Here is a 26,766-nt window from a genome sequence, read left to right on the forward strand (position 1 = left end):
GGACGTCACCTCCGGGAATGAATTTAAGATCTTCTCAGGCGAAACCCGGAGGCGGTACGCTCCAAATCCGGATCGCCGCCGACGGAGTGCTGTTCCGATGTGCGGGTATGGCTTTCCGTGCAGCCGGCCGAAGAGCCTTGGTTCGACGATGGCGAAACGCCGGATTTCACCGGCGGTTTCGGATTCGTTTTGACACCGAAATTGTTTCCGAGATTCAAAGAACCGCTCAGATGTTCGATATCCAGCTCATCCAAACGAAATTCAAGCCGCTCCAGCACAGGCTGGTGTATATGGACCTGCTCGACGGTGACGTGAGTCGATGGGGCGTTCTCTGCGATTCGTTCCGAAAGACGCACTAGGGAATCTTCAATCCGGCGAAACCGGGAATCAATATCCCGCAGCAATTGATCCGGCGGATCGGTCGCTCTTCTCCAAAAGAAGAAGCTCACGGTTCGCACCGCTTTCCGGTCGAAAAAGTATCGCAGTGGTCGTGATCGTCCAGCAGGGTTCGAAGATCCAAGACATTGCACTGCATCCCGGTTACCCGTGCCGAAGGCTTGGTTTTGTTTTGCGGTATGTTTATAGCGTCATTGCCGATTATCTCCATAAAAAACACCCGACGTGCCGCGTACCGTTCCGACCTGCAGATTTTGATAAAGGATACGTACCATGTTTCTCACCTCCTGCCTTACCGCGGATAGGGCCATATTCATGAAAGGCGAGCCTGCGGGGGACAGGCAGCTGCGGGAAGGAGATCACGTAAATTCGACCGGGATGAAGGCTTGGGAATCGCCCTCTTCGATCGGGAGCTCGGCCACGAGAAGGCCTGCGGTATACGTCGCTTTGCGCAATCCGATTCTCCGAAACCGGGTAGCTGCGCGGAATGTCCCCTTCTATAATCAGCGTCTGGCCCTCGACATAGATGCGGATTTGATCCGGAGATTGAAGCCCGGGGAGTTCCGTAAGAACCACTACCGTTGTTTGGGTATAATAAATATCGATGCGGGGCCCGGAATTCGGAATGAGCCCAGCGATCTCCTGCCAAAAGTCTTCTCCCAATACATCGCCTGCTTGACTATGCAGCTTGCCCCAACCCATATTGGGAAGATGATTTTCTTTCCCTTGCATCTGGTATCCCTGCTCTCCCCAAAAATTGCTACTTTATATACTATGTAGCATCGGTTTCGGTTTTGCCTTGAAGGAAAAGGATCTGACAGGAAATATTTCGATGCCTTCGATATCGTTTAAATACTGGTTTTTATGGAATTATTTTATTTTTTTCAGAGGAGCGTGACATATTATAGGGATCGAACAATGCGCCTTAACATGTTTTTTTATCCATCGTTATGAGTATACTGAAAATGGACAAATCCTTTAAGCGGCAGGCATTTGAGTCCTATGAATACATATGGCCGAACCTGCAGATAGCATCTGTTTATGGTGCTGATAATGAACTTTTATGTCTGAATTTGTTCACTTTAGTTTCTAAATACTTTATATTAGAATTATGTGAATTTGAACGCAAAAGGAGAGATTATCTTGACTGCTACCAAAGGTTTGGAAGGAATTGTAGCCACAACGTCCTCCATCAGCTCCATTATAGACGGTGTGCTCACCTATCGCGGCATCAATATCGACGACCTTGCAGAGAACGCCACGTTCGAAGAGGTTATATACTTGTTATGGTACGGCAAGCTTCCTAATCGCTCCGAACTGGATCAATTAACCAAAGATCTGAGCGACAACGCTTCGGTTTCTGCCGAAGTGATCGAGCAAATTAAGCTGTACCCGAAAGACGTCAATTCCATGGCTGCGCTTCGCACCGCCGTTTCCAGCTTGGCGCTGTACGATGCCGAGGCAAACGATATGACTCCGGAATCCAACCTCCGCAAAGCGATCAAGCTGCAGGCGCAGCTGCCGACGATTATAGCGGCATTCGCTCGCATTCGCCAAGGCCAAGAGCCGATCGCGCCGAAATCCTGTGCTTCCGTTGCCGAGAACTTCTTGTACATGCTCACGGGCAAACAACCGGAAGCCATCGCCATCCAGGCTTTGGACAAAGCTTTGGTGCTTCATGCCGACCACGAGCTGAACGCTTCAACGTTCGCTGCGCGCGTAACCGTTGCGACGCTGTCCGATATTTATTCGGGCGTAACGTCCGCGATCGGCGCGCTCAAAGGACCGCTGCACGGCGGCGCCAACGAAGCGGTTATGGCGATGCTCGAAGAAATCGGCACGGCAGCCAACGTGACCAGCTATATTAACGATAAGCTGGCCAACAAGGAAAAAATTATGGGCTTCGGCCACCGCGTTTACAAAAACGGCGACCCGCGCGCGAAGCATCTCCAAAAAATGTCCCATGAGCTCGGTAAAATTACCGGCAACATGAATTGGTACGACATGTCCATTCAAATCGAAGAAATCGTGACCGGCCAAAAAGGGTTGAAACCGAACGTAGACTTCTACTCCGCTTCCGTCTACACGTCGCTCGAAATTCCGCGCGACTTGTTCACGCCGATCTTCGCGATCAGCCGTACGTCCGGATGGACGGCGCACATTCTCGAGCAATTCGATAACAACCGTCTCATTCGTCCGCGTGCCGAATATACGGGACCGTCGAATCAAGCGTTCGTTCCGATCGAGCAGCGCTAATCCGGCTTGGGATGCCCGCGCCTGCGGGAAGCAATAAAAAAGCAGCTATCCTACGGGCGGCTGCGGCGTTATCGGTCTTCTGAGAAGGGGACGGGCGCCGCTGCTCCCGTATCTTTTTGACATTATTATCCCTATTCTACGGAGTTCGTGTTGCAGCGGCTCCAAACCATTCCAAGGAGGCTTACCTATTCATGGCACAATTCGAACAATATGCACTTCCGACTGAAGGCGAACGCATCACTATCACAAACGGCAAACTGAACGTTCCGAACAATCCGATCATTCCTTTCATCGAAGGCGACGGCACAGGTCCGGACATTTGGGCGGCTTCCAAGCGCGTATTGGATGCAGCGGTAGAGAAAGCATACAAAGGCGAGAAAAAAATCGCATGGTACGAAGTTTTTGCAGGCGAGAAAGCCTTCAACAAATACAATAACTGGCTTCCGAGCGATACGCTGACGGCGATCCGCGAATATATCGTAGCGATTAAAGGACCTCTGACGACGCCAATCGGCGGCGGTATCCGTTCCTTGAACGTTGCGCTTCGCCAAGAGCTGGATCTGTATGTGTGCTCCCGTCCGGTTCGCTACTTCAAAGGCGTGCCTTCCCCGGTTAAACGTCCGGAGCTGGTAGACATGGTTATTTTCCGTGAAAATACCGAGGACATCTATGCCGGTATCGAATGGGCCGCAGGTTCCGATGAAGTGAAAAAAGTGCTTGCTTTCCTGCAAAACGAAATGGGTGTGAAAAATATCCGCTTCCCGGAAACGTCCGGTATCGGAATCAAGCCGGTATCCTCCGAAGGCTCGAAGCGTCTGATCCGCGCCGCGATCGAGTATGCTATCCAGCATAGCCGCAAGAGCGTGACCCTGGTACATAAAGGGAACATCATGAAGTTCACCGAGGGCGCGTTCAAAAACTGGGGCTACGAGCTCGCCGAGCAAGAGTTTGGCGACAAAACATTTACTTGGGCTCAATACGACAAAATTAAAGAAGAGCAAGGCGTTGACGCGGCGAACAAAGCGCAAAAAGACGCAGAAGCAGCCGGCAAAATCATCGTAAAAGACGCGATTGCCGACATCGCTCTGCAGCAAGTGCTTACTCGTCCGACAGACTTCGACGTCATCGCTACGCTCAACCTGAACGGCGACTACTTGTCCGACGCTCTGGCTGCTCAAGTCGGTGGTATCGGTATCGCTCCAGGTGCAAATATTAACTACGTAACCGGTCATGCGATCTTCGAAGCAACGCATGGTACGGCTCCGAAATACGCAGGTCTCGACGTTGTTAACCCGGGCTCCGTTATTTTGTCTGGTGTTATGATGCTGGAGCACCTGGGCTGGCTGGAAGCTGCTAGCCTGATCTACAAAGGAATGGAAACGGCGATCAACCATAAAACGGTAACTTACGACTTCGCCCGTCTGATGGAAGGCGCAACCGAAGTGAAGTGCTCCGCGTTTGCCGACGAGATCATTAAGAATTTCTAAGATCCAACCCTCCAAACCTCCCTTGGTAAGGGAGAGCTTACGAAGCAGTTTTGCTTCGCAAAACTCGGAGGCTTCGGCCCCTGGACGACGAAAGCTGTCGGCATGTACGACACAGAATCACCCATGAGGCGTTTGAGAATGGAACGCGTTTGTCTGCGGGCGGCCCGGCTGAAGCCAGGCGCCCGCAGACACGCTTTCATGCGTGCCGGGGCGTTTGAACGGAAGGTTGGTGTAGGAACGCGTTCGTCCTTGTGCGCACGAGCTAAAGCCGTGCTGCACAAGAACACGCTTCCATGCGTTACAAATAATGCTAATTCCCGAAATTGAAACATAAAATTAATGTGCGATAGAGCACAAACCAATGGGAGGAATTGATTATGGCAATCCAACGTAAAAAAATTACGGTTGTCGGCGCAGGTTTCACAGGTGCGACAACAGCGCTGATGCTGGCGCAAAAAGAACTCGGCGACGTCGTATTGCTGGACATCCCTCAGCTGGAGAACCCGACCAAAGGGAAAGCACTAGATATGCTTGAAGCTTCTCCGGTGCAAGGGTTCGACGCGAACATTGTCGGCACGTCCAACTATGACGAGACCAGCGGTTCCGACATCGTGATTATCACGGCAGGGATTGCCCGCAAACCGGGCATGAGCCGCGACGACCTCGTGAACACGAACGCAGGCATCGTGAAATCCGTTTGCGAAAACATCAAGAGAACGAGCCCACAATCGATCGTCATCATCTTGAGCAACCCGGTAGACGCCATGACGTATGTCGCTTACCAAGCGCTCGGCTTCCCGAAAAACCGCGTCATCGGCCAATCCGGCGTATTGGATACGGCCCGTTACTGCACGTTCATCGCGCAAGAGCTGAACGTTTCCGTAGAAGACGTGCGCGGCTTTGTACTCGGCGGCCATGGCGACGATATGGTTCCGCTCGTTCGTTACTCCAATGTTGGCGGGATTCCGATCGAGAAGCTCATTCCGGCTGACCGCATCGAAGCGATCGTGAAGCGTACGCGTACCGGCGGCGGCGAGATCGTGAACCTGCTGGGCAACGGTTCCGCTTACTACGCACCGGCTGCTTCCCTCGTGCAAATGACGGAAGCAATCTTGAAAGACAAGAAACGCGTTCTGCCTTCCATCGCTTTGCTCCAAGGCGAATACGGCTATGACAACCTGTTCATGGGCGTACCGACGCTGCTTGGCGGCGACGGCATCGAGAAAGTATTCGAGCTGGAGCTGCTTCCGGAAGAAAAAGCGGCACTCGACAAATCCGCAGAATCCGTACGTAACGTTATCAAAGTCGTTACGGGCTAATCGCATATTATCTGTTCAAAGAAAGACCAGCTTTCGCTGAAAAGGCCGAAGCTGGTCTTTTTTTTATTTTCAGGAAAGAACATGAAACGAAATAAGAGCAGTCCCTTTTCTTTTGCGGAGCCGGTGAAAAAACTGCCGATCGAGGGATTGAAAGCCATGATAATCCATGGTACGATACAAAATGACTGACGAATCAGTCATAACGTCGGGACCTGCCGTGAGGAGAGTCCTAGGGAGGAGAATTCGCCATTGGCCGTAGAGAAGAGAGACAAAATCGTCGAGTCGGCGCTGAAGCTTTTTGAGCAGAAAGGGTACCACAGCACCAAAGTGTCGGACATTGTGAAGGATGCCGGTATGGCGCAGGGCACGTTTTATCTTTATTTCAAAAGCAAGGAAGACTTGTTCCGCAGCGTGGCGGAGGAATGCTTGAAGGAAATCGTCGTCGCGCTCGAACCGGAATCGCTGGACCCTCGTGAATTGCACAACGACAAGATGCACGACCGTTTGATTCGGCAAACGCTGACTATTTATTACCAGAACCGGACCATACTTAACATCTTGAAGCGGCATGGCGCCGCCTCACCGGAAATAGCGGACATCTCGAAGCAGTTTTACGGCAATGTTTGCGAGGTTGTCAAGGGCATGTTCAAGCACTTCAACGTTTATCCCGGGTATACGGAGGAGCAATTGGAAATGACCGCTTACGCGGAAATCGGGATGCTGGAGATGGTCGCTTACCAGTGGTTCATCGAAAGAGGATACGGTCTGGAAAAGCTTGACCCGCTTGCCGAGGTGCTCGTCGGGATCAACGTCAACTGCCTGTCGGAAACGGATGTGAGCGGAGAATGATCGCGAAGCTGCTGAAATACCGCAAGGTGACGCTGCTGTTTTTCGTCATGGCGGTCGTGCTCGGGGTGTTCAATATTTTCACCTTGAAGCAGCGGGAGAATCCTGAGATTGAGATCACGTACGCGTTGGTGAAAACCGTCTATCCGGGGGCTTCGCCGGAAAAAGTAGAACAGTTCGTCACCCGTCCGCTGGAAGATAAAATTAAAGAAATCAGCGGAATCAAGGTTCTCAGCTCCACTTCGGCCGCCAACATGTCGGTCATACAAGTCGAGCTGAAGTCGGATACGGATATCCGCAGGGCGTGGGACTCGCTGCGCCAGAAGGTGCAGTCCGCACAAGGAGACTTGCCCGCAGACGCGCACCAGCCGGAAGTGAACGACGACTTAAGCAAAATTGCGGCGCAAATTTTGCATTTTGTCGTGGACACGCCGGAGGAGCTGGAATCGCTGCGGACGACGATGGACTACTGGAAAAAGCAGCTCGCAACCGTCCCCGGCGTGAGCAACGTCGAGGTCGTCGGACTGCCCGAGCAGGAAGTAGCGATTACGCTCGATACTGACAAGCTCGATACGCTTAGGCTGCCATGGGGAATCGTGGCGCAATCGCTGAAAAGCAAGCATGACCGGGTGCCGCTCGGTACGGTGGATAAGGGCGCCAAGCAGTATTACGTCAATATGGGTGGAGAATGGAAATCCGCCGAGGATATCGCGAACACGGAGCTTTTGGGCCTGCCCCCGGGCAGTGCGCTGAAGATCAAGGACGTCGCCGACGTCAAGCTGCGTTCTAAGAAAAAAGAAGTATCCATCTTACATAACGGAAAGCCCGCCCTTGATCTGGTTATCAATGCGGAGAAAGGAACGGATGTCCCGTCGCTGCAGAAGCGCATCGACAAGAAGGTCGCAGAGCTGGGGCCGAAACTGCCGGCCAATGTGAGGATCGAGTCGCTGTTTACGCAAAAGGAAAGTCTCGACCATCTGTTCAACGAGCTGGGCAGAGAGCTGCTGATGGGGATTCTTTCGGTCATCGTCGTCTGCTCTCTCGGACTGACGTTCGGCACCTCGCTGATCGTAGCCTTGGCCATTCCGGTGTCCATTACGATCGGTTTTATTCCCGTCGAAACGATGGGGATCGATTTGAATCAGATTACGATCGTTGCGCTCGTCATCGTGCTCGGAATTCTAGTCGACGACGCCATTGTTGTGAACGACAATATCCAGCGCCGCCTGCAACTGGGTGACGATCCGGCCACGGCCTCGCTGGAGGGAAGCCGCGATGTTGCCATTTCGATCCTGACGGCGACGATTGCGACGGCTGCTGCGTTTTTGCCGCTGTTTTTCCTGCAGGGCAACATCGGGAGCTTCATTCGCCCGCTTCCTGTCGTCATTTCTTTATCGCTTGCGGCTTCCATGGCGATGTCGCTGACGATTATTCCGATTTTCCGACAATGGGTGGGCGAGCGACTGCTTCGCCGCAAAGGCTCCAAGGCCGAGCCAACCAAAGGCGCCGGAAGCGAAGGGACGGAAACTCCGGGTCTGCTCGGCAAGCTGATCGCAAGGCTGAGCGCCTTTTACGGCAAACAGATTCACCGCTTCTTGCGGCGTCCGCTGCTGACCGGGCTCGCTGCACTGCTGCTGGGCACCTCCGCCTTCGGATTGATGCCGTTGCTTGGGGTGCAGTATTTCCCGCCTGCGGAGAAGGAAGAGATGCTCATCGACTTCAAGCTTCCGTCCGGCCGTCAGTTTGCGGAAACGGAGTTTACGATCCGCAAAGCCGCGGCATGGATGGGAGAGCAGCCGGGCGTGCGTTTCGTGTCGGCTTATGCCGGGCGGACGGCTCCGCATTTTTACTACTCGGAAGCGGATCAGACGGGCATCTCGATCGGGCAGTTGTTCGTTAAGGTCGATGTGAAGCAGCTGAATACGAAAGCCGCCGTCGTGCAATGGCGGGAGCAGTTGAAGGCCATGTTCCCCTCCGATGTGGAGATTACTCCGCGTGAGCTGGAACAAGGACCGCCTGTCGGTGCGCCGATCGCCCTTCGCATCAGCGGCAGCGAGCTGTCGGAGCTTCGCCAGATTTCGGCGGATGTTCAATCGATGCTGAAAGAAATCCCGGGTACGATCAGCGTAAGCGACGATGTCGGAGAGGTTATGAACACCTATGAGGTGGAACCGAACCCGGCGAAGCTGAGTCTATTCGGCGTGAATGAGAAGGATCTTTCCACGACGCTCAGAATTGCAACCGAAGGGCTGGAAGTGTCGGAGATGCAGAAAGGCGAAGATCTGATCGACGTGACTCTGTACGCCAAGCTGCGTTCCGCCGACCCGTTGGAGACGATGAAGAAAATGTACGTCTCGACGCAAAAAGGCGGCACGGTTCAGATGCGCGAGTTGGGAGATATCCGCACCAGCCAAATGATCAAGTCGATTCATCACCGCGACCAGACCCGGACGATTACCGTGCGCAGCTATACGCAGGACCGGCTGGCGGACGATATCGTGAAGGATCTGCAGGCCAAGCTGGGAAGCTACAATGTTCCTGCAGGCTATTCGATTCAGTTCGGCGGCGAAAACGAGGAGCGTAACGAAGCGTTCGCTTCGATCGGAAAGCTGTCGGCTATCGTTCTTTTGCTGATTTACATCATTATGGTCATGCAGTTTTACTCGTTGTCGATTCCGCTGCTCATTCTTTCGACCGTCTATTTGGCGGCAGGCGGCGCGATCATCGGTCTGTTTCTTTCCGGTTCGCCGATCGGCTTCATGGCGCTCATGGGGCTCGTCAGCTTGGCGGGCATCGTGGTGCGGAACGGGATCATCCTGATCGAATTTATCGAGCAGGCGCGCGAACGCGGACTGCCTCTGTACGAAGCGGTAGCGGAAGCGGGGAAAGCGCGGCTCCGACCGATTCTGCTGACGACGGCCACGGCGATCGGCGGCTTGCTGCCGATGACGATTATGGGCGGGAATCTGTGGCGCCCGATGGGAATTACGATTATTTCCGGCCTGCTGTATTCGACCATGCTGACGCTGATCGTCGTGCCGTCGCTATTCGTCATTTTACAAAAGTGGCGCGACAAACGCTCGGCGAAAGCAGGTAAAGCGGTTCATTCGTAAGCCTAGGTTGCATTTGCTTAGGAAGCTCGTAGTCTTGTATACTAGGAGAGAGAGAAAACGAGGTTGAATAGGGAGGGTCCCGGGATTATGCAGCAAGTGTTTTTGTATTTACATGTGCTCGGCGCCATTTTGATGGGCTTTTATCTCATGCTGCCGTTTTTGGCGATGCGAGTGGAGGCACTGCAATCGGGAACGGCGCAGTTCGGTTTCTTGAATGTGTTGTTTGCCGCCAACCGTGCGGGGCAGCTGGCGCTCGTGATCGCATTTTTGTCCGGAGGTTATCTGGTCAGCAAGGCGCACTATTCGGTGCTTTGGATGGTGCTGGCAGTCGTTCTGTTCCTCGCCATCGGGGCGCTGACAGGCATTCTTGGCAGCAAAATACGCAAGGCGCTGCAAGATCCGTCTGGCGGCAACATCAAGGCTCACATCGGTTCCATCAAGTCGCTTAGCGTGATCAACGGCATTATCTTCTTTCTTGTCGTTACGCTGATGAAATTCCCATTTTAGTTCAGGTTAGAGTATAAAAAGGCCGGGATAACAATCCCGGCCTTTTTTGCATATCTTTATTCGCTGGAAGTGACGGACAGAGGGAGCAGCCGCTCCAAGCCGTTCATGTATCGACGTAGCGCCGCTGGAATGCGGATCGAGCCGTCCTCGGCCTGATGATTTTCCAGCAGCGGGATTAATATTCTAGGCGATGCGACGGCCGTATTGTTGAGCGTATGGCAGTAGCGCAGCTTACCGCCCGAATCGCGATACCGTATGTTCGAACGGCGTGCCTGGAAGTCGAGCAGGTGGGACGACGAATGGGTTTCGCCGTAGGCTTGGCGGCTCGGCATCCAAGTTTCAATGTCGTACTGTTTATACGTTTTTTGCGACATATCTCCGGTGCAGACAGCCATGACCCGGTAGGGCAGCTCCAGAAGCTGCAAAAGCTCTTCCGCGTTGCTCGTAATGGCTTCCAGCAGCGGCTCGGAGCGGTCAATCTCGGCTTCGCACACGATAACCTGCTCCACCTTGGAAAATTGATGCACGCGGTATAAGCCATGAACATCTTTGCCTGCCGAGCCGACCTCGCTTCGAAAACACGGCGAGACGGCGGCAAGCATGAGCGGTTCGCGGACATCGACCACCTCATGGCTGTAATACGAAACAAGCGGTACTTCCGAGGTGCCGACCAGCCACTTGTCCTCGTCCGCGATCCGGTACACCTGGTCTTGGCCGAAGGGGAAGTAGCCCGTATGGGTCAAGGCATCCGCGCGTACGAGCAGCGGAACCTCCATAAGCGTAAAGCCCCGGGTTAGCAGCATATCCACCGCAAGCTGCTGTACGGCGCGGTGCAGCAGCGCTCCGGGGCCCCGCAGGAAATAGTTCCGGGTTCCGGCCGTCTTAACGCCGCGCGGGATGTCGATCATCCGATGAAGCTCGCCAAGGGCTACGTGGTCTTTGGGCTCGAAAGCGAACACGGGCAGCGTTCCGGTACGCCGAATTTCAATATTATCGGCATCCGAACGTCCGACAGGCGTGTCAGGAGATACGACGTTGGGGATGCGCAGCATCAGTTGATCGAACTGACGCTGCACCTCGGCCAACTCTGGTTCCGTCTCCGCCAAGCGGCTGCCCAGCTCCTTCACGTTACGTTTCAACGGCTCAGCTTCTTTATGGCCTCCCGAACGAACGAGTGTGCCGATCTCCTCCGACAGCTTGTTTCGGGCATGGCGCAGCTTCTCGGTCTCTTGAAGCAGATTTCGCTTCTTCTCGTCCCAGGCAAGCAGCTCGGCGACGGAAACGGCGATTCCTTTTTGCTCGGCGATCGTTTGTACCCTTTCGTGATTTTGGCGAATCCAGTGAATGTCCAGCATGTGATACCGCTCCTTTTTTTGGAAAATGACAAAAAGCGCCCTCTATCCTTTTGGGACGAGGAGCGCTTGTCTCGCGGTGCCACCCAACTTGACCGGACAGCATGGCGGTCCGATCCGCTTTGGTTCCGCGTTAACGGGCGGGCCCGGTTCACTTGAGGGACGGTATCGGTCCCTTTAACGAGAACGCCTCCGAGTTGGATGCTCTTCATAGGCAAATGGTCGGTCATTCAATTTGTTGTAGTATAGCTTATTCGGGCAAAGGATTCAAGTGCAGGGCAGCGAGGCGATGGAGTCGCGGGGGGCTTCCGGCCTGTTTTGGATTGACCGGTCACTGCCATTCTTGTACAATCAGGGTAGAGATGCAGGAAAGGGGAATTTTTTCCGATGGCAGGTACTTTGTAATGGTAGACGAACCGGATAGCGCACGATCCCGATCGGTTTAACGGGAGAGGTGTGCCTGTCTGTCACCATTACAGGGACGCTATGGGAACGAGCCCGACACCCGGCAAGCGGATACCTTATGGTATCCGCTTTTTTAGTCAGCCGGGAATGATTGCATCTCCGGCAGTTCACACCGCCGCGTCTCCATCTACAGGAGGAGATCGTATGAACGAGAAAAGACTGCAAGGCAAAATCGCCATTGTGACGGGAGTGAGCCGCCGTAGGGGCATCGGGAGCGCCATTGCCCGCGCGCTGGCGGAAGAAGGCGCCGATCTGTTTTTTACCCATTGGCGCAAATATGACGAAGCTCAGCCTTACGGAAGCGAGTGGGAGTGGCCGAAGCAGATGACGGAGGAGCTTGTCGCGCTCGGCGTAAGGACAGGGTCAATGGAGTTGGATTTATCTGACCAAGATTCGGCGATTCGGCTGTTGGATGAAGTGCAGCACCGGCTGGGCACCCCGTTTATATTGATCAATAACGCAACGCATTGCGAAGAAGTCGGTTTCGAGGCGCTGAACGCAGATATTCTCGATGCGCATCACGCCGTCAATGTTCGCGGCACTTGCATGCTTTCGGTGGAATTTGCCCGCAGGTTAAAAGGGGGGAGCGGCGGACGGATCATCAATCTGGTATCGGGACAAGACAAAGGTCCGATGCCGGGAAATCTGGCATATGTTGCGACCAAAGGGGCCATCTCGGCGTTTACCGTCTCGCTCGCGGCGGAACTGGCCCCGCACCGGATCACGGTCAATGCGGTCGATCCCGGACCGACCGATTCGGGCTGGATGGACGAAGCGCTGAAGCGGATGCTGCTTCCCAAATTTCCGATGGAACGCATCGGACAGCCGGAAGATGCCGCAAGGTTGATCCGGTTTCTGGCCGGCGATGACGCTCAGTGGGTGACAGGACAAATCATTCACTCGGACGGCGGATTTTGGGATTGAGGCTTTCCCGCCAACGATCCTGAAGGTCTGAAGCCAATTCGTCATGCGACAAAGTTGATGCCGCGGCAGATGTTGGATAAACTTAGGGAGTAATGAAGCAAGCCCTGAGAGAGGAGCAATGGACGCACATGAAGTTAAGCCTGCTGGATCTTGTTCCTTTGCTTGAAGGGGCGGATGCCGCAACCGCATTGGCGCAAGCGCGCAGACTTGCGCAGACGGCGGAGAGGCTGGGGTATTCACGCTACTGGGCCGCAGAGCATCATGATATGCCGGGGCTGGCCTGTCCTGCGCCGGAGGTGCTGCTGTCGCATATCGGGGCGCACACGGAGGGGATACGGCTCGGCTCCGGGGCGCTGCTGCTGCCGCATTACAAGCCGATCAAGGTGGCCGAGACGTTTCGGCTGCTCGCGGCTTTGTATCCCGGGCGGATCGATCTCGGAATTGGCCGAGCCCCGGGAGGGTCGGCGCATATGAGCATGGCGCTGAGCGGCAATTTTTTGGAAAATGTCCGGCAGCTGCCCGAATCGCTTCGTTCTTTGTCTGCCTTGCTTGCCGACGAATTTCGCGTGGAAGATGTGCCGGTTCGGGCCATGCCCGTTCCTCCTGCCGATCCGGAGGTGTGGCTGCTCGGGACGAATCAGAAGAGCGCCTCGTATGCCGCGGAGTTCGGGACCGGATACGTCTTCGGCCAATTCATGAGCGATCGGGACGGGGCGGAAGTGTTTTCCGCCTATGCTCGGGAGTTCCGGCCGACGTCCTTGGGAGCCGCTCCGCGTGCCATCGTGGCCGTGAGCGTCCTCTGTGCGGATACGGAAGAGGAGGCGCACAGGCTCGCGTCCGAGTCGAAGCGGCTACTTCAGCCGGAAGGCGACAGCGGAGCGGACCGGCCCAAGCCGATGATCGGAACTCCGAGACAAGTGAAGGCGGCATTGGAGCAGCTGCAGAGGGATTGCGGTGTCGACGAATTTATGATCGTGACGCTGGGGCCCGATTACGAAAGCCGTCTTCGTTCGTATGAGCTGCTGGCGGATGCCGTATGGGGAGCTGCGGGAGGCATCAGCACAGCTTGAACCGTTCGATGTGCTCCCCAAGCCCTTCCTTCTGCAAAATTTCGATCTGCTTCGGTCCGATCAGGTCGTAGTGCGGGAAGCTTTCGCGGTCGTGGATATACCGGGGATTCAGTCTGTTGGCTTCGCACCATGCGATAAGCCGCTTCATATCCGAGCATCCGACCTTGGTGACCGAATGAAACTGCGGGAAGTGCGGGTCGAACCAAAAATGGGTTAAAAAAGCGATCTCCCCGCGTGTGACCGCTTCTTTCCACTGAATGAGCTCTTTTCTTTTAATACCGAATGCCATAAGCCGGTCATCCTTATCGATGATTTTATTATTGTTTTATTATGACGGATGGAACGGTCTACTTCAAATGTAAAGGAGAAAGCGGAAATGAAAGAGAGAAAAAGAAGAGATCAGGTCGAGCCGCAATCCACTTGGAATTTGGCCGATTTATATGCAGGAGACGAAGCTTGGGAGGCCGAGATGACCGGCATCGCCGAAGCTCTCCCGTCCATGGAGCGATTTCAAGGAAAGCTGCACGAAGGGGCCGGCCTGCTTCTGGAATGTCTGGAAGCCCAGGAGGCGCTGCACGTCCGGCTTTTACGCGCCGCTACATATGCTCGCTTGCAGCTATCCGGCGACGGAACGAACCCGGCGTACCAAGCGAATTCTGCCCGGGTCGGAGATGTCGCTGCGCAAGCGGGAGCCGCGCTTTCGTTCATTCGCTCGGAGCTGCTGGAGCTGCTGGAGCTGCCGGACGGGTGGCTGGAGCGTTACATAGGAGAGGAAGCGAAATTGGAATCGTTCCGCAAAAGCTTGACGGATCTGCTGGAAACGAAGCCGCATCGGCTTCAGGCGGAAACGGAAGCGGTCCTGGCGTCGCTCGGGGAAGTGCTGGGCGCCCCCTATACGATCTACCAGCGAAGCAAGCTGTCGGACATGTCCTTCGCTTCCGTAGAGGACGGCGAGGGCGTGACGCGTCCGGTTTCGTTCGCGCTGTACGAAACCGACTACGAGCTGTCGCCGGATACCGTGCAGCGGCGGAATGCTTATCAGTCGTTTACCGGGACGCTGGAATCTTACCAGAATACGTTTGCCGCCGTATATGCCGCCGAAGTGAAGAAACAGACGGTCATTTCCCGGCTGCGCGGCTACGAATCCGTGACGCAAATGCTGCTTCAGCCGCAGCAGGTTACGATTCCGATGTATCATAACATCCTTGATATTATCCGCACGGAGTTGGCGCCGCACATGCGGCGATTGGCTCGGTTGAAGCAGCGGGTGCTCGGATTGGATCGCATCCGGTTCTGCGACTTGAAAACTCCGCTTGATCCGGATTTCAGTCCTTCGGTCACGTTCGAAGAGGCGGGCCAGACGATTTTGGACGCTCTGCGGGTGCTGGGGCCCGAATATACGGAGCTTATGGAGCAGGCGCTGACCGGGCGTTGGATCGATTACGCCGATAATATCGGCAAGTCGACTGGAGCTTTCTGTTCGAGTCCATACAGCACGCATTCCTACATCCTGATCACGTGGGCGGGTAACATGCGCAGCGCCTTTACGCTGGCGCACGAGCTGGGGCATGCGGGCCATCTGATGTTGGCTGCGCGCAATCAACGGTATACGAACTACAGGCCGTCTACCTATTTTATCGAAGCGCCTTCGACGATGAACGAGCTGCTTCTCGCCCGGCATCTGATGGAGCAGTCCGACGATCCGCGTCTAAAACGCTGGGTGATTCTTCAGCTTCTGAACACCTACTATCACAATTTTGTCACGCACCTGCTGGAAGGCGACATGCAGAGAAGGGTGTACGAGGCGGCGGAAGCGGGCAAGGCGCTGACGGCGAAAAAGCTCCGTGAGCTGAAGGGAAGTGTGCTGTCGGAGTTCTGGGGCGATGCGGTCGACATCGACGCGGGAGCGGAATTAACCTGGATGCGCCAGCCGCATTATTATATGGGGCTATATCCGTATACGTATGCCGCGGGGTTAACGGCTTCGACAGCCGTAGCCGAGCTCATCCGCGAGGAAGGGCAGCCGGCCGTGGACCGCTGGCTTGATGTACTCAAGGCCGGAGGCACGATGCGGCCGCTTGAGCTGATGAAGCTCGCCGGCGTCGATATGTCCGAGCCGCAGCCGATTCGCAGCGCGGTCGCCTATGTCGGCTCCTTGATCGACGAACTGGAGGAGTTATTCCAATAAGCGATGCCTGTTAAAAAATTTAATATTATCGTCACTCTCTGTATTTTACTCCTATGGTCATCATGGGTTCCGTTTCCTTCCATAGCGGCGGCCGAGGAAGCGAGGGATGTGCAGATCTCGGCTTACCCGACCGACCCGTTGGTGGAAAAGCAAGCCTATTTACAGCAAATTCATATGAGCGAGGCTTGGGACGTCGCGACCGGAAACGACTCGATCGTGATTGCGATCGTGGATACGGGCGTCGATTTGAATCATCCGGATCTTATGCCGAATTTGGTGAAAGGAATCAATCTGATCGAGCCCGGCCAGCCGCCGCGCGACGACAACGGACACGGCACGAACGTCGCCGGAATCATCGGCGCTGCGGCCAACAACGATAAAGGAATCGCCGGTATTTTATGGAAGGCCAAGCTGATGCCCGTGAAGGCGGTAGAGAACGACGGCACGGGCAGCGAAGCCAAATTGGGCGAGGGCATCCGCTACGCCGTTGATCACGGAGCCAAAATCGTCGTACTGTCGCTCGGTTTAAATAAGTATTCGGACTACATGAGCGAAATCGTGCGCTATGCCGAGACGAAGGGGGTACTGCTCGTCGCCGCCACCGGCAACGAGGGAAACAGCGTCAAATACCCGGCGGCGTATCCGACCGTTCTGGCCGTCGGCGGAATGGCGGCGGACAAGAAGGCGCATAAGCTGTCCAACAGCGGCCCCGAGGTCGATCTGGTGGCGCCGTGGGATGTTTTTACGACGGCGATCGGCGGGAGATACGAACACAAGGACGGCACCTCCATGGCGGCGCCTCAGGTTGCGGCGGTTTGCGCTTTGGCCTGGGCTAAGTATCCTTGGATGAAGCCGTATCAAATTCGCAGCCTGCTCCGACAAACGGCTGAAGACCTTAGCGGGAACGGCTGGAGCCCCGGAACCGGCTACGGTTTGCTGCGCGCCGACCGCGTTCTGAAAGACCCTTATTCGGAGCATATGTATAAGCGGAACGACCGAAAGGAGCAGGCCACCCCCATCTCGGTAAGCAAAACGGTCAGCGGTTCGTTTGAGAACGGGAGCGATCCGAACTGGTTTACCTTCGAGGCGCCTTACGACGGCAGCGTCAAGCTGGAGCTGGAGTTGGACCCGAAGGAGGAGATAGCCGTTACGCATACGGATGCCGGAGGAGGCGTAAAAGATTATTCCTTAAGCGCAGCGGGGCCGGTCACGATGCCGGTGAAGAAAGGTAAAAGCTACTTGAAGCTGCAGCTCAAAAACGCCGCCGCCAAGCGCAAGCTTGAATTCAAGCTTACGACCTCCTTTGAAATTTATAAGGATGCCTATGCCGATAACGGCAAGCAGTTTAAGGCCTACGTGCTTCCGGCGCAAAGTCAGACCTTGAAAGGGACGTTTCACCGGAACAACGATCAGGACTGGTACATGCTCCCGATTACGCAAACGGGCAAGCTGAGCGTCCGGTTATCCGTCGATACGAACCGGATGGACCCGGTGTTGTTCGTTCAAAAGAGAGGGGAAAAGGGCAAGACGATCGATGAAGGCGGTGAAGGGGAGTCCGAATATTTTCCGGTGACGGACGTCTATCCGGGCGACTATTACATTCGAGTCAGCAATGCCGAGGGCTACATCCCTCCCATTACGGGCGAATACACGCTAGCGATCCAATACAAGCCCAAGCTGCTCGATCCGAACGGTCCGCACGATAAGCCATACTCGGCTACGGTCATGCAGCCCGGAACGAAATATCAAGGGCTACTGGACAAGAGCGGCGGCGCAAACTGGTTTTCGGTGAACATCAACGAGGAAAGCCTGGTCGAGCTTCGTTTATCCGGCATTCCGCAGAACATACGGATGACGATGTCCGCTTATAACGGCACGCTCAAGCCGATCGACTCCGTCACGAATCCGGACGGCACGTCGGAGGCACGGCTCAGTCAGCTTTGGCAGCCGGGCGTTTATTACATCCGCTTAACGGCGGATACGGCATTCGATGACCGGTTCTATGAGCTTAAAGCCGAGGTAAAGCCGCTGGTTGGCGGATATGCCGACATCAAAGGGCATTGGGCCGAGGCGGTGATCAAGCAGGCGTCCGAGCGGAAAATCATCGACGGGTATGATCAATACCGCTTCATGCCGGATCGACCGATCACACGGGCGGAGGCTGCGGCGGTGCTGGTCCGGGGGTTAAAGCTAACGAAGCAAAAAGAAGTCCGCTATACGGATTTTGGACCCGATCATTGGGCTTACCCGTTCATCGCCAAAGCGGCCCAGGCGGAGATCATCGACGGTTACCCCGATGGATCGCTAGCCCCGGACCGGTACCTTACCCGTATGGAAATGGCCGCCATGCTGGCAAGAAGCATGAAGATGAGCGGGAAACAAAGAGGAACGTCGCCTTTTGCAGATGTGAAAGAGACGGATTGGGGAGTAAGCATTTTGAAGCAGCTGAAAGCGGAAGGTTGGATTACCGGCTTCCCGGACGGAACGTTCCGTCCGGAAAACCAGGCGACGCGGGCTGAGTTTGTGACCCTGCTGACGCGAACGATGAATTGATCAAAAAGCGTACACAGACAACAGAACAATCGCGCCTACGATCCAGCAATAATAAGCAAAGGGCCTCATGGCTTTGATTTCATGGGTTTTGAACCACCGCATCAGCAGCCAGACGGCGAGCAAGGCAAAAATCCCGGACAATACGCCGCCTACGATCGACATGCCCAGCAGTCCGTTCATCCCGGACTTCAGCTTGGGAATTTCCAGGATGCTTGCGCCTACAATAATCGGTGTGGCCAAAAGCATGGAAAAGCGTGCGGAGGCTTCATGCTTAAGCCCCATCCAAAAACCTGCGGTCATGCTTGAGCCGGATCTCGAAAAACCGGGGACCAAGGCCAACGATTGGAACAAGCCGATAATAAACGCTTGCCCGTAGCCTAGCTCTTCCACTTCTTTAGTGCCACGGCCGGAAGCTTTTTCTCCGAGGAACAATAACAGTCCGTTGATGATAAGAAAAATGGCGGCGCTGGTCACGCTGCTGAACAGGTGTCGGAGCGTTTTTTCGAAAACGACTCCGATCACGGCCGCCGGTATGGTTCCCGCGATGACAAGAAGCAGGATCTTTCTGGATTTCGACTGCCCGCCTGAAAATAGAGAGCGGAGCATATTGACCCAATCCCGGCTGAAAAAGAGAAGCAGGGCAACGGCTGTCCCCAAGTGAAGCATGACGACGTAAGGCAAAAAGTGCTCTTTGAGGAATTCGGGGTCCAGATTCCAATGAAAGACATAAGGAGTTAAAACTCCATGTGCCACGCTGCTTACCGGGAACAGCTCGGTGATTCCTTGGATAATGGCAAAAATGACGGTTTGAATAAAATCCATGCCACAAGTTCCTCCAATAGTTTAGGAAGTATAAGACTTTTCCTAAAGTATAGCATGATATATGTTAAAAATTGTTAATGTTTTGTAAAGATGAATTTCGGGACAATTTATTCGTCACTGTGATCCATCTTCTTTTTGCGACCGACAAAAAAATGAGGAAAACGGTGCGGCAAAATCATAATGATATAGGCCAATAAGGTTCCAAAAAAACCGGAAAGCAGATGACCGGAACCGATCGTCAGTCCGATCGAAGCGCTTACCCAAATTCCTGCCGCTGTCGGCAAGCCGCGAATGATTCCTTTGCGGTCTCTTAATATGGTTCCGGCCCCCAGAAATCCGACGCCGCTGACCACTTGGGCGGAGATTCTATCGGAAATGTTATTGGGCAGGGAAAAGCCAAATAAACCCGCAATGGTAAACAGGCAGGACCCGAAGCAAACGAGCGCGTATAATCGGAAAATGGAGCCCCGGTGCGAGACGGGCAAATCGATATACGTTTCTCTTTCCCATCCTATAAATCCGCCCGCGATGAAAGCGGCGATCAGCCGCAGTGCAATAACGGGAAAATTATGGATTTCTACTAAAAAAGTTTCCATCCCGGACTCCTTTGTTTCGGCTTGTATTCTTTTAAAGATTCCCAGGCCTTCGCCTTTTTATAAAAAAGGGTTGACAATTGAACTGCGCGAGCATATGATGAGCTATGTAATTTCACATGACCTCGTTAGGTGAGGCTCCTATACAAACATAGGCCACTGCCCGGAAATATCGAAAGATGCCAATGGGTAGAACAGGAACTGCCGGATTAAGGCTTTTCTTAACGTGGCTAAGAGCAAGTGCGTTCTTTACGTTGTATAGTGCCAAAACTCGACCAGGGGGTTAGCGATGGTGTATTTTGTGCGCTTATCGAACCCCTCAAGTCAACTGAGGGGTTTTTCATTTTGAGAGGGGGGAAACATACACATGGACAGTAGCAGTAGTAGTCGATTTAGACGGTTATTTTCTACAAGTCCATATGTTGTAACGAGGAAGAGCCGCGCAGCTGTGGCCCTCCCATGTTTCCCATGCCTCTTTTCCCCTGCTCTTGATCTGGCGGACGGGTATAGTTAGGTATGCTTATTTGACATGGGTTCAGGCGCCATGAGTTTCGCGTTCGTAAGCTACGGGCTCTTTCCTCCAAGGAAAGAGCTTTTTTGCGTTCAAATTTTTACGTAGTGGAGGAACCGAACATGAAAATGAAAATGAACAAAGCGAATGGCGAAGCTTGGAAGCACGAAATCTCCGAGCGCCTGTTGAAATCCTCCGAATGTACGGTTGAAGAAATGATGGAAGAATTGTCCACGTCCCCGCAAGGACTTCCCCAAAGGGTAGCCCAAGAGCGGATGGAGCAGTACGGAAGCAACCGGATCGCTTACGAAAAACCGCCGGTATGGTTCGTGCAGCTGCTGCTTTGCTTTAAAAATCCGTTCATTCTGATTTTGCTGGGACTTGCACTATTTTCGTATTTTACCGACGACATGGAGGCCGTCATTATTATCAGCACCATGGTATCGATCAGCGTGCTGATTACGTTCACGCAGGAATACCGCTCGATCCGGACGGCGGAAAAGCTGAAGGCGATGGTCAAAACGACCGCAACCGTGACCCGACAATCGCTCAAGCAGGAGATCGATATGGAGGATCTCGTTCCCGGGGACATCATTCACCTGTCGGCAGGGGACTTGGTACCGGCGGACGTCCGGCTGCTTCAATCCAAGGACTTGTTCGTCAGCGAATCGGCGCTCACGGGGGAAGCGCTGCCTGTGGAGAAGCAGGATACGTCGCCGCGGGGAGCGGCCCGTTCACCAGTGCAACATGTCAAGTCTCGCAACGCTTTGGAGCTTTCCAATATGTGCTACATGGGCACGAACGTCATTAGCGGAACGGCAACGGGAATCGTGGCCTCCACGGGCGATTCCACCTACTTCGGTTCGATGGCCAAAACGTTGACGGGCAAGCGGCCGCCGACCAGCTTCGATAAAGGAGTCAATAACGTTACCTTCGTCCTGATCCGATTTATTCTCATCATGGTGCCGATTATTTTCTTCATCAACGGCTTCACCAAAGGAGACTGGTGGGAGGCATTCTTCTTCGGTCTGTCCGTTGCCGTCGGGCTTACGCCGGAAATGCTGCCGGTGATCGTCACCGCCAATCTGGCCAAAGGCGCCTCCGTCATGGCCCGCAACAAAGTCGTCGTGAAAAAGCTGAACGCGATTCAAAATTTTGGCGCGATGAACATTTTGTGCACCGATAAAACGGGGACGCTCACGCAGGATAAAATCATTCTTGAGACGTATTCGGACATTCACGGCAACCAAGACCTGACGGTTCTGGAATACGCCTATTTAAACAGCTATCATCAAACGGGTCTGAAAAATTTGCTGGATGTCGCCGTCCTGGAGCATGCGGAATTGACGGACGTTCTGGTAACAAGAGGGAATTATACGAAAATCGATGAGGTTCCGTTCGACTTTAACCGCCGCCGGATGTCGGTTGTGCTGGAAAAAGGAGGAAACGGCCATCTCCTGATTTGCAAGGGAGCGATTGAGGAAATTCTCAGCGTGTGCACGCATGTATCCGATCAAGGCGAAGTCGTGCCGCTGACGCCGCAATTCACGGTCAAAGCAAAGCAGCATGTGCGCAAATGGAATAACGATGGGCTGCGCGTCATTGCCGTGGCCGTGAAAACGACGGAGCGGAATGACGAGCCGTACGGCTTGAAAGATGAGAAGGACCTCGTGCTGGTCGGGTATATCGGCTTCCTGGACCCGCCGAAAGAAACGGCGGCCTCGGCGATTCGGGCGCTGCAAGAAAGCGGCGTGGAGGTCAAGGTATTAACGGGAGACAACGGGGCTGTCGCGAGGAAAGTGTGCCGGGACGTCGGCTTGGAAGTCGACCGGGTTGTGCTGGGGAACGACATTGATCGGCTGAACGAGGCGCAGTTGGCCGATTTGGCGGAGCGTACGACGGTATTTGCCAAGCTGAACCCGCTCCAGAAAGCGAGAATCGTTAGAGCGCTGCAAACGAAAGGGCATACTGTGGGCTTCATGGGCGACGGCATCAACGACGCGGCGTCGCTGCGGGATGCGGATGTCGGCATTTCCGTGGATACGGCGGTCGATATCGCCAAGGAGTCCGCAGATATCATCCTGCTGGAAAAAAGCTTAATGGTTCTGGAAGCCGGAGTCATTGAAGGGCGCCAGACGTTCGGCAACATCGTCAAATATATCAAAATGACGGCCAGCTCCAACTTCGGCAACGTGTTCAGCGTACTGGGCGCCAGCGCATTCCTGCCTTTTCTGCCTATGCTGCCGATCCATCTGCTGATTCAAAATTTGTTTTACGACATTTCGCAGCTTTCGATTCCGTGGGACCGGATGGATAAGGAGTTTTTGCGCAAGCCGAGAAAATGGGACGCCAAATCGGTCGGCCGATTTATGCTGTTTATCGGCCCGATCAGTTCCATATTCGATTACGCCACGTATTTCCTGATGTATTACGTTTTTGCGGCCAATACAGGCGAGGCGCAATCGCTGTTTCAATCCGGTTGGTTTATCGAAGGGCTCTTGTCGCAAACCTTGATCGTGCATATGATCCGTACGGAGAAAATTCCGTTTTTCCAAAGCCGGGCGAGCTTCCCCGTCATTCTGCTGACCAGCCTCATCATCATGGCGGGCATCTATATTCCGTTCTCCGCTTTCGGGGCCAGCATCGGGCTGCAGCCGCTGCCGCTCAGCTATTTCCCTTGGCTGGTCGGAATCTTGTTAAGCTACTGCGTGCTGACGCAGCTGGTGAAAACATGGTATATCCGCAAATTCAACGAGTGGCTGTAGGATCAAGTACGAACGAGGCTTACGGTTCGATTTTATCCGCCGATTGGGAAAGCCGGCCGGTAACAATCTGAACGGCGATGGCATCGTCCAGATACCCCAAGGGAAAGACGTAATCGGGGATAATATCCGCCGACAAAATAAAGTAAAGCAGAGCGCTGCCGGCGATCGCGCGCCTCTCCGGCGTCGTGTCCTCCCGGCAGTACAGCTCATACAATTGCCTCAGCTCGTCGATAAAAGGCCCGGCGCCATTGACGCTTTCCACCTTCGTGCGGAAATCGTCGACGATGATCCGCTGTCCTTCTTCGGTCATCGCATATTGCTCGTATTTGCTCAATTCCTTGCTGACAAGCTCGGTTGTAAACTGCCGATCGAATAAGTTGGACGAGAGAAGAACATCCTTGATGCTTTCGACGGAGGCGTAAATATCCGAGCTTTGTTCCGACTGGCGGGAACCGACGTCGAACCCGGCCGCTTGAAACAGCTGCTCCGTCGGAACGCCGAGATGGACGGCGAACTGCTGCAGGTGGTCGGGCTTTGCCTGCTGCTTGCCGTTGACGATACGCGAGATCGTCGCCGTATCGATTCCGGTAAGTAGGCTCAGCTTGCGCATGGATAAAGAGCGGCCTTTGAGCAGTGATTTTAAGGTTGAGCCCAGCTCCGGTTCTTTTTTCTTGTCGGTCATCGCCATTCCTCCCGATTGCTTATATTGAGCCAGCATGTTGAAAAATTCTCAACAGTGTTGAGACGGATAGGCACATTTTTACCGAATCCTCAATATGATGCCAATATAAAGTAAAAAGGAGTGAAACAACATGACTTGGTTGCTTATCGTAGGCTTTGCCGTCTCGTCGAGTCTGGATAATTTGGGTGCAGGTTTATCCTATGGGATCCGGCGAATCCGCGTCGGCGTATTATCGAATTTGATCATCGCCATGATTTGTTTTATGTTCAGTGAAACGGGGATTTTATTCGGACAGTGGCTTTCGGAGGTGCTTCCGGGAATTCTTCCTGTATTGATCAGTGCCTTCATCATGACGGTCATCGGGTTGCGCATCGTTTTGTTGGCCATCCCGCGAAAACAATCGACGTCTCCCGAGGTAAAAGAGGACCAGTCCGACGGTTCATCGTTAAAAGATATCCTGCAGCATCCCGAAAAGGCCGACAAGGATAAATCCGGCTCCATCGGGATCGGCGAATCGGTTGTTCTGGGCATCGCGCTTTCGGCGAATGCCGTCACGAACGGTCTCAGCGCAGGGCTGATGGGCTTGTCGCCGCTTGCTATCTCGCTCACGGCCGCGCAAGGAAGCTTCATTACGATCTGGATCGGCGTCGTGATCGGCCGGAAAGTGGCGGGGGTCCGCATCGGGTCCTTCTCCTTGGGACAATTCGGGACGTTGATCAGCGGGGTGATTCTTCTCTTGATTGCATGCAACTCCCTGTTTGACTAAGGAAGCTGTTCTCGGCTACTTGTCTTTACTATACTACGGGCTGCGGCTGCTTGTTATGACAGGAAAGAAACGAAAGATAGGAGAAAAGCAGTCTGGCGCGGGTTTGCGTCGGACTGCTTTTTTCGTTAGGGCTATAGTTCGTCGAGCGTCTTCTCCAGGCTCGGGGCCAGATGCTGCAAGAAATAGTCCAGCTCGGGCATGTTCAGCGCTTCAATCGATTGCTCGATCTGCTTCTTCGCCGTGGCGAATTCGCGATTGCCGGCGGACAGCTCGGACACGCATTTGAGATAGGCGTCCAGAAGATCGGCGCCCTTGACGTATTTTTTCAGCTCGGGATCGGCATCCTTCTTCGCAACGATCAGCGGGTCGTACACGTGTCGCAGCGGCTCCGGAACCATGTCCAGCAGACGCTCGGCGGCAAGCTGCTCGATCTCGCGGAAGTTGGAAAGAATCTTCGGATTGTGGTGCTTCACCGGCGTCGGAATGTCTCCCGTAAAAACTTCCGTCGCGTCGTGGAACAGCGCCATGCTGACGGCACGCTCCGTCGGCACCTCCTTGCCGTACACCTCGTTGGCAATCGTGCAAAGCACATGGGTCAGAATCGAGACGTGAAATGAGTGCTCAGCGACATTTTCCTTCAGCACGTTCCGCATGAGGCTCCAGCGCTCAATATACCGCAGTCGGTACAAATAAGCCAAAAAATGACTTTCCATCCATCATCATCCTAAGTTAAGAATTCAGCTTCGGCTTCATGCGCGCATCCGGTCAAGGCTTCGTATCGATCGTTTGGCGTAAGGCGAAGCTTTGTACATTTGGATTATACACGATTTGTCCCCCGATCGCCTGCTCTAAATCTTTCAGAGTGATGAAGATTTTATTGTTTTTCCATGTCAGCGGTTTATGAAGCGCCAGCGTCCGGCCGTCCGGCGCGGTCAGCTTCGTGCCGCCGGCTGCGCCGCTCCAGGTATGCGTTCCGAATCCGATCTGCACGGTGCCGTCACGGGACTGCGCGACCTTGCCGCCGAATGCACTGACCGTCTCGGCCAGCGGCACTTCGCTCGTTGGCGGCATCGGAGCGACGACGCGCCGCTGGATCGCTTGATGTAGCCGCTCCGGCGATACCCCGCTGTTGCCGGCGTCGATCCGCGGAATTTGCATCCGGTCCACCTCGCGGGTAGCCACCTCCGGGACAACGGTGAACGCGTATTTGATGCCGCCCTGCCGGATATGCTCCATCGCCGGCTTGTCGTATATGCCGAAGGGGTAAGCGTACGAATCGACCGGCTCCGTATACAGCTCGCTTAGCGCTCCGACGCAGGCTTTCGTATCGCCGACGACCCGCTGCTTGTACTGCTCCTCCGTTTCCTTGACGCCGTCTTTCACGAGCCGGCTGACCAATGCGGCGCCGCCGCTTGGCAGCTTATAATGAAAATGATGGCTGTGGCACTGAAAATCGGTGAAGTTGGTATCGCTCGTCATTTCCATAATATCGTCCCGCGACATAGACGGAATATAGCTGGCGAGCGGATTTTCCAAATCGCCCGTGATGACGAAATTGACCGCGGGGACGCGCATTTGCTTCAAGAGGGGATAGGCGTTGACGTAGAAGCTTTCGTATCCGTCGTCGAACGTTACCAGCACCGCGTTGTTCGGAACCGGCGCTCCTTCCATGTACGCCTTGAATTGCTTGAGCGTGATGAACTGGTACCCTTTGCTTTTGAGATAGGTCAGCTGATCCTTGAGGAGCTGGGCGGTGATCGTCCCGCCGCTCTTGGCGTCGTCGTCGATGTGGTGGTAGATGATCACGGCCACCTGGTCTTTATAAAGGATAGCGCTTTTGGCCGCACTCAGCGGCTGGAAGATGAGGCCGAGGCCAAGGAAGGCCAGAAGGACCGTTTGGAGGACCAGCTTTCTCATGGTAGTTCTTAACTCCTTCGGACGTGGTTAAATGGACCTATTCGCTTTTTTCTACATCATTCGACAAATCTGCTTTCATTTCCTTCAAGAAAGCGCTTTTATCAAAAAATAATGTTTTGTAAAGCCGATCCCCTTGAACCGGGCTTTCCTCCCTTCGGAATCGCGCAAAAACGCGGTGTTGGTCCCCGTCCGAATATGCTATTATAGATTTATGCGTTTCCATGTTATCAAGTA

20 protein-coding genes and 1 riboswitch are annotated in these 26,766 nt (G+C 54.3%); of the genes, 12 read left to right on the forward strand and 8 right to left on the reverse strand.

Features of this window, described 5'->3' with window-relative positions:
• Positions 1-23: 23 nt before the first annotated feature.
• Complete coding sequence (locus ET33_RS39225; protein ID WP_051775323.1) at positions 24-449, reverse strand: hypothetical protein; 426 nt, start codon at positions 447-449, stop codon at positions 24-26.
• A 1,090-nt stretch (positions 450-1,539) separates the two neighbouring features.
• On the opposite strand from ET33_RS39225, the gene citZ reads away from it, so the two are divergent.
• From citZ to ET33_RS13815, 6 genes are all read left to right on the forward strand, one after another.
• A complete protein-coding gene (citZ, locus tag ET33_RS13790; RefSeq protein WP_036682010.1) occupies positions 1,540-2,652 on the forward strand; it encodes a citrate synthase in 1,113 nt (370 codons plus the stop codon).
• A 191-nt stretch (positions 2,653-2,843) separates the two neighbouring features.
• Positions 2,844-4,139, forward strand: a complete 1,296-nt coding sequence (gene icd, locus ET33_RS13795) for an NADP-dependent isocitrate dehydrogenase (RefSeq protein WP_036682011.1) — start codon at positions 2,844-2,846, stop codon at positions 4,137-4,139.
• Positions 4,140-4,516: 377 nt separating this feature from the next.
• A complete protein-coding gene (mdh, locus tag ET33_RS13800) occupies positions 4,517-5,458 on the forward strand; it encodes a malate dehydrogenase (protein ID WP_036682012.1) in 942 nt (313 codons plus the stop codon).
• 249 nt (positions 5,459-5,707) lie between these two features.
• Positions 5,708-6,307: a TetR/AcrR family transcriptional regulator gene (locus ET33_RS13805; RefSeq protein ID WP_036682013.1), complete on the forward strand. Its 600-nt coding sequence runs from the start codon at positions 5,708-5,710 to the stop codon at positions 6,305-6,307.
• On the forward strand, positions 6,304-9,417 hold the full coding sequence (locus ET33_RS13810; protein WP_036682014.1) for an efflux RND transporter permease subunit: 3,114 nt from the start codon (positions 6,304-6,306) through the stop codon (positions 9,415-9,417). Before ET33_RS13805 ends, ET33_RS13810 begins: the two co-directional genes overlap by 4 nt.
• An 87-nt stretch (positions 9,418-9,504) precedes the next feature.
• On the forward strand, positions 9,505-9,924 hold the full coding sequence (locus tag ET33_RS13815) for a hypothetical protein (protein ID WP_036682016.1): 420 nt from the start codon (positions 9,505-9,507) through the stop codon (positions 9,922-9,924).
• A gap of 56 nt (positions 9,925-9,980) precedes the next feature.
• Here the strand turns inward: ET33_RS13815 and serS are convergent, their stop codons facing one another.
• A complete protein-coding gene (serS, locus tag ET33_RS13820) occupies positions 9,981-11,279 on the reverse strand; it encodes a serine--tRNA ligase (RefSeq protein WP_036682018.1) in 1,299 nt (432 codons plus the stop codon).
• Positions 11,280-11,885: 606 nt separating this feature from the next.
• Here serS and ET33_RS13825 point away from each other — a divergent pair.
• Both ET33_RS13825 and ET33_RS13830 read left to right on the forward strand, forming a co-directional pair.
• Positions 11,886-12,665 carry an SDR family oxidoreductase gene (locus ET33_RS13825; RefSeq protein ID WP_036682021.1) on the forward strand — a complete coding sequence of 260 codons (780 nt, stop codon included), beginning with the start codon at positions 11,886-11,888 and terminating at the stop codon, positions 12,663-12,665.
• 128 nt (positions 12,666-12,793) lie between these two features.
• On the forward strand, positions 12,794-13,735 hold the full coding sequence (locus ET33_RS13830) for an MsnO8 family LLM class oxidoreductase (RefSeq protein WP_036682023.1): 942 nt from the start codon (positions 12,794-12,796) through the stop codon (positions 13,733-13,735).
• Here ET33_RS13830 and ET33_RS13835 read toward each other — a convergent pair.
• Positions 13,722-14,024: a hypothetical protein gene (locus tag ET33_RS13835; protein ID WP_036682024.1), complete on the reverse strand. Its 303-nt coding sequence runs from the start codon at positions 14,022-14,024 to the stop codon at positions 13,722-13,724. The two genes, ET33_RS13830 and ET33_RS13835, sit on opposite strands and share 14 nt — an antisense overlap.
• 87 nt (positions 14,025-14,111) lie before the next feature.
• On the opposite strand from ET33_RS13835, the gene pepF reads away from it, so the two are divergent.
• Positions 14,112-15,923: an oligoendopeptidase F gene (pepF, locus tag ET33_RS13840; RefSeq protein ID WP_036682028.1), complete on the forward strand. Its 1,812-nt coding sequence runs from the start codon at positions 14,112-14,114 to the stop codon at positions 15,921-15,923.
• A 3-nt stretch (positions 15,924-15,926) separates the two neighbouring features.
• On the forward strand, positions 15,927-18,476 hold the full coding sequence (locus ET33_RS13845) for a S8 family serine peptidase (protein ID WP_235206710.1): 2,550 nt from the start codon (positions 15,927-15,929) through the stop codon (positions 18,474-18,476).
• Here ET33_RS13845 and ET33_RS13850 read toward each other — a convergent pair whose 3' ends face one another.
• Complete coding sequence (locus tag ET33_RS13850) at positions 18,477-19,298, reverse strand: undecaprenyl-diphosphate phosphatase (protein WP_036682034.1); 822 nt, start codon at positions 19,296-19,298, stop codon at positions 18,477-18,479. It abuts the gene before it with no gap.
• Between the two features lie 107 nt (positions 19,299-19,405).
• Positions 19,406-19,894 carry an MgtC/SapB family protein gene (locus ET33_RS13855; RefSeq protein WP_051775324.1) on the reverse strand — a complete coding sequence of 163 codons (489 nt, stop codon included), beginning with the start codon at positions 19,892-19,894 and terminating at the stop codon, positions 19,406-19,408.
• A gap of 114 nt (positions 19,895-20,008) precedes the next feature.
• Positions 20,009-20,180: riboswitch (M-box (ykoK) riboswitch) on the forward strand.
• A gap of 350 nt (positions 20,181-20,530) precedes the next feature.
• Between ET33_RS13855 and mgtA the strand changes: the two genes are divergently transcribed.
• Positions 20,531-23,167 (forward strand): magnesium-translocating P-type ATPase, encoded by a 2,637-nt coding sequence (mgtA, locus tag ET33_RS13860; protein ID WP_036682589.1) that lies wholly within the window; start codon positions 20,531-20,533, stop codon positions 23,165-23,167.
• Positions 23,168-23,186: 19 nt separating this feature from the next.
• On the opposite strand, the gene ET33_RS13865 is transcribed toward mgtA, so the two are convergent.
• Complete coding sequence (locus tag ET33_RS13865) at positions 23,187-23,849, reverse strand: DUF1232 domain-containing protein (RefSeq protein WP_036682037.1); 663 nt, start codon at positions 23,847-23,849, stop codon at positions 23,187-23,189.
• A 130-nt stretch (positions 23,850-23,979) separates the two neighbouring features.
• Here ET33_RS13865 and ytaF point away from each other — a divergent pair, with 130 nt between their 5' ends.
• The gene (ytaF, locus tag ET33_RS13870; protein WP_036682042.1) at positions 23,980-24,615 is read left to right on the forward strand and encodes a sporulation membrane protein YtaF; all 636 of its coding nucleotides are present in this window, start codon (positions 23,980-23,982) and stop codon (positions 24,613-24,615) included.
• Positions 24,616-24,746: 131 nt separating this feature from the next.
• On the opposite strand, the gene yfbR is transcribed toward ytaF, so the two are convergent.
• Together yfbR and ET33_RS13880 are read right to left on the reverse strand one after the other, a co-directional pair.
• Positions 24,747-25,328: a 5'-deoxynucleotidase gene (gene yfbR, locus ET33_RS13875; RefSeq protein WP_036682045.1), complete on the reverse strand. Its 582-nt coding sequence runs from the start codon at positions 25,326-25,328 to the stop codon at positions 24,747-24,749.
• 52 nt (positions 25,329-25,380) lie between these two features.
• Complete coding sequence (locus ET33_RS13880; protein ID WP_051775325.1) at positions 25,381-26,532, reverse strand: polysaccharide deacetylase family protein; 1,152 nt, start codon at positions 26,530-26,532, stop codon at positions 25,381-25,383.
• Positions 26,533-26,766 lie beyond the last annotated feature (234 nt).

Origin of the sequence: Paenibacillus tyrphae, assembly GCF_000722545.1 — a bacterium.
Lineage (GTDB): Bacteria > Bacillota > Bacilli > Paenibacillales > NBRC-103111 > Paenibacillus_G > Paenibacillus_G tyrfis.

What these genes read in the sequence shown, in the direction of transcription:
- ET33_RS13845 (WP_235206710.1), top strand. Translation starts at nt 15,927, where the DNA reads ATGCCTGTTAAAAAATTTAATATTATCGTCACTCTCTGTATTTTACTC.
- ET33_RS13865 (WP_036682037.1), bottom strand. Translation starts at nt 23,849, where the DNA reads ATGACCGACAAGAAAAAAGAACCGGAGCTGGGCTCAACCTTAAAATCA.
- ET33_RS13810 (WP_036682014.1), top strand. Translation starts at nt 6,304, where the DNA reads ATGATCGCGAAGCTGCTGAAATACCGCAAGGTGACGCTGCTGTTTTTC.
- ET33_RS13850 (WP_036682034.1), bottom strand. Translation starts at nt 19,298, where the DNA reads ATGGATTTTATTCAAACCGTCATTTTTGCCATTATCCAAGGAATCACC.
- mdh (WP_036682012.1), top strand. Translation starts at nt 4,517, where the DNA reads ATGGCAATCCAACGTAAAAAAATTACGGTTGTCGGCGCAGGTTTCACA.
- pepF (WP_036682028.1), top strand. Translation starts at nt 14,112, where the DNA reads ATGAAAGAGAGAAAAAGAAGAGATCAGGTCGAGCCGCAATCCACTTGG.
- ET33_RS13815 (WP_036682016.1), top strand. Translation starts at nt 9,505, where the DNA reads ATGCAGCAAGTGTTTTTGTATTTACATGTGCTCGGCGCCATTTTGATG.
- icd (WP_036682011.1), top strand. Translation starts at nt 2,844, where the DNA reads ATGGCACAATTCGAACAATATGCACTTCCGACTGAAGGCGAACGCATC.
- ET33_RS13830 (WP_036682023.1), top strand. Translation starts at nt 12,794, where the DNA reads ATGAAGTTAAGCCTGCTGGATCTTGTTCCTTTGCTTGAAGGGGCGGAT.
- yfbR (WP_036682045.1), bottom strand. Translation starts at nt 25,328, where the DNA reads ATGGAAAGTCATTTTTTGGCTTATTTGTACCGACTGCGGTATATTGAG.
- ytaF (WP_036682042.1), top strand. Translation starts at nt 23,980, where the DNA reads ATGACTTGGTTGCTTATCGTAGGCTTTGCCGTCTCGTCGAGTCTGGAT.
- ET33_RS13855 (WP_051775324.1), bottom strand. Translation starts at nt 19,894, where the DNA reads ATGGAAACTTTTTTAGTAGAAATCCATAATTTTCCCGTTATTGCACTG.
- ET33_RS13880 (WP_051775325.1), bottom strand. Translation starts at nt 26,532, where the DNA reads ATGAGAAAGCTGGTCCTCCAAACGGTCCTTCTGGCCTTCCTTGGCCTC.
- serS (WP_036682018.1), bottom strand. Translation starts at nt 11,279, where the DNA reads ATGCTGGACATTCACTGGATTCGCCAAAATCACGAAAGGGTACAAACG.
- mgtA (WP_036682589.1), top strand. Translation starts at nt 20,531, where the DNA reads ATGAAAATGAACAAAGCGAATGGCGAAGCTTGGAAGCACGAAATCTCC.
- ET33_RS13835 (WP_036682024.1), bottom strand. Translation starts at nt 14,024, where the DNA reads ATGGCATTCGGTATTAAAAGAAAAGAGCTCATTCAGTGGAAAGAAGCG.
- ET33_RS13825 (WP_036682021.1), top strand. Translation starts at nt 11,886, where the DNA reads ATGAACGAGAAAAGACTGCAAGGCAAAATCGCCATTGTGACGGGAGTG.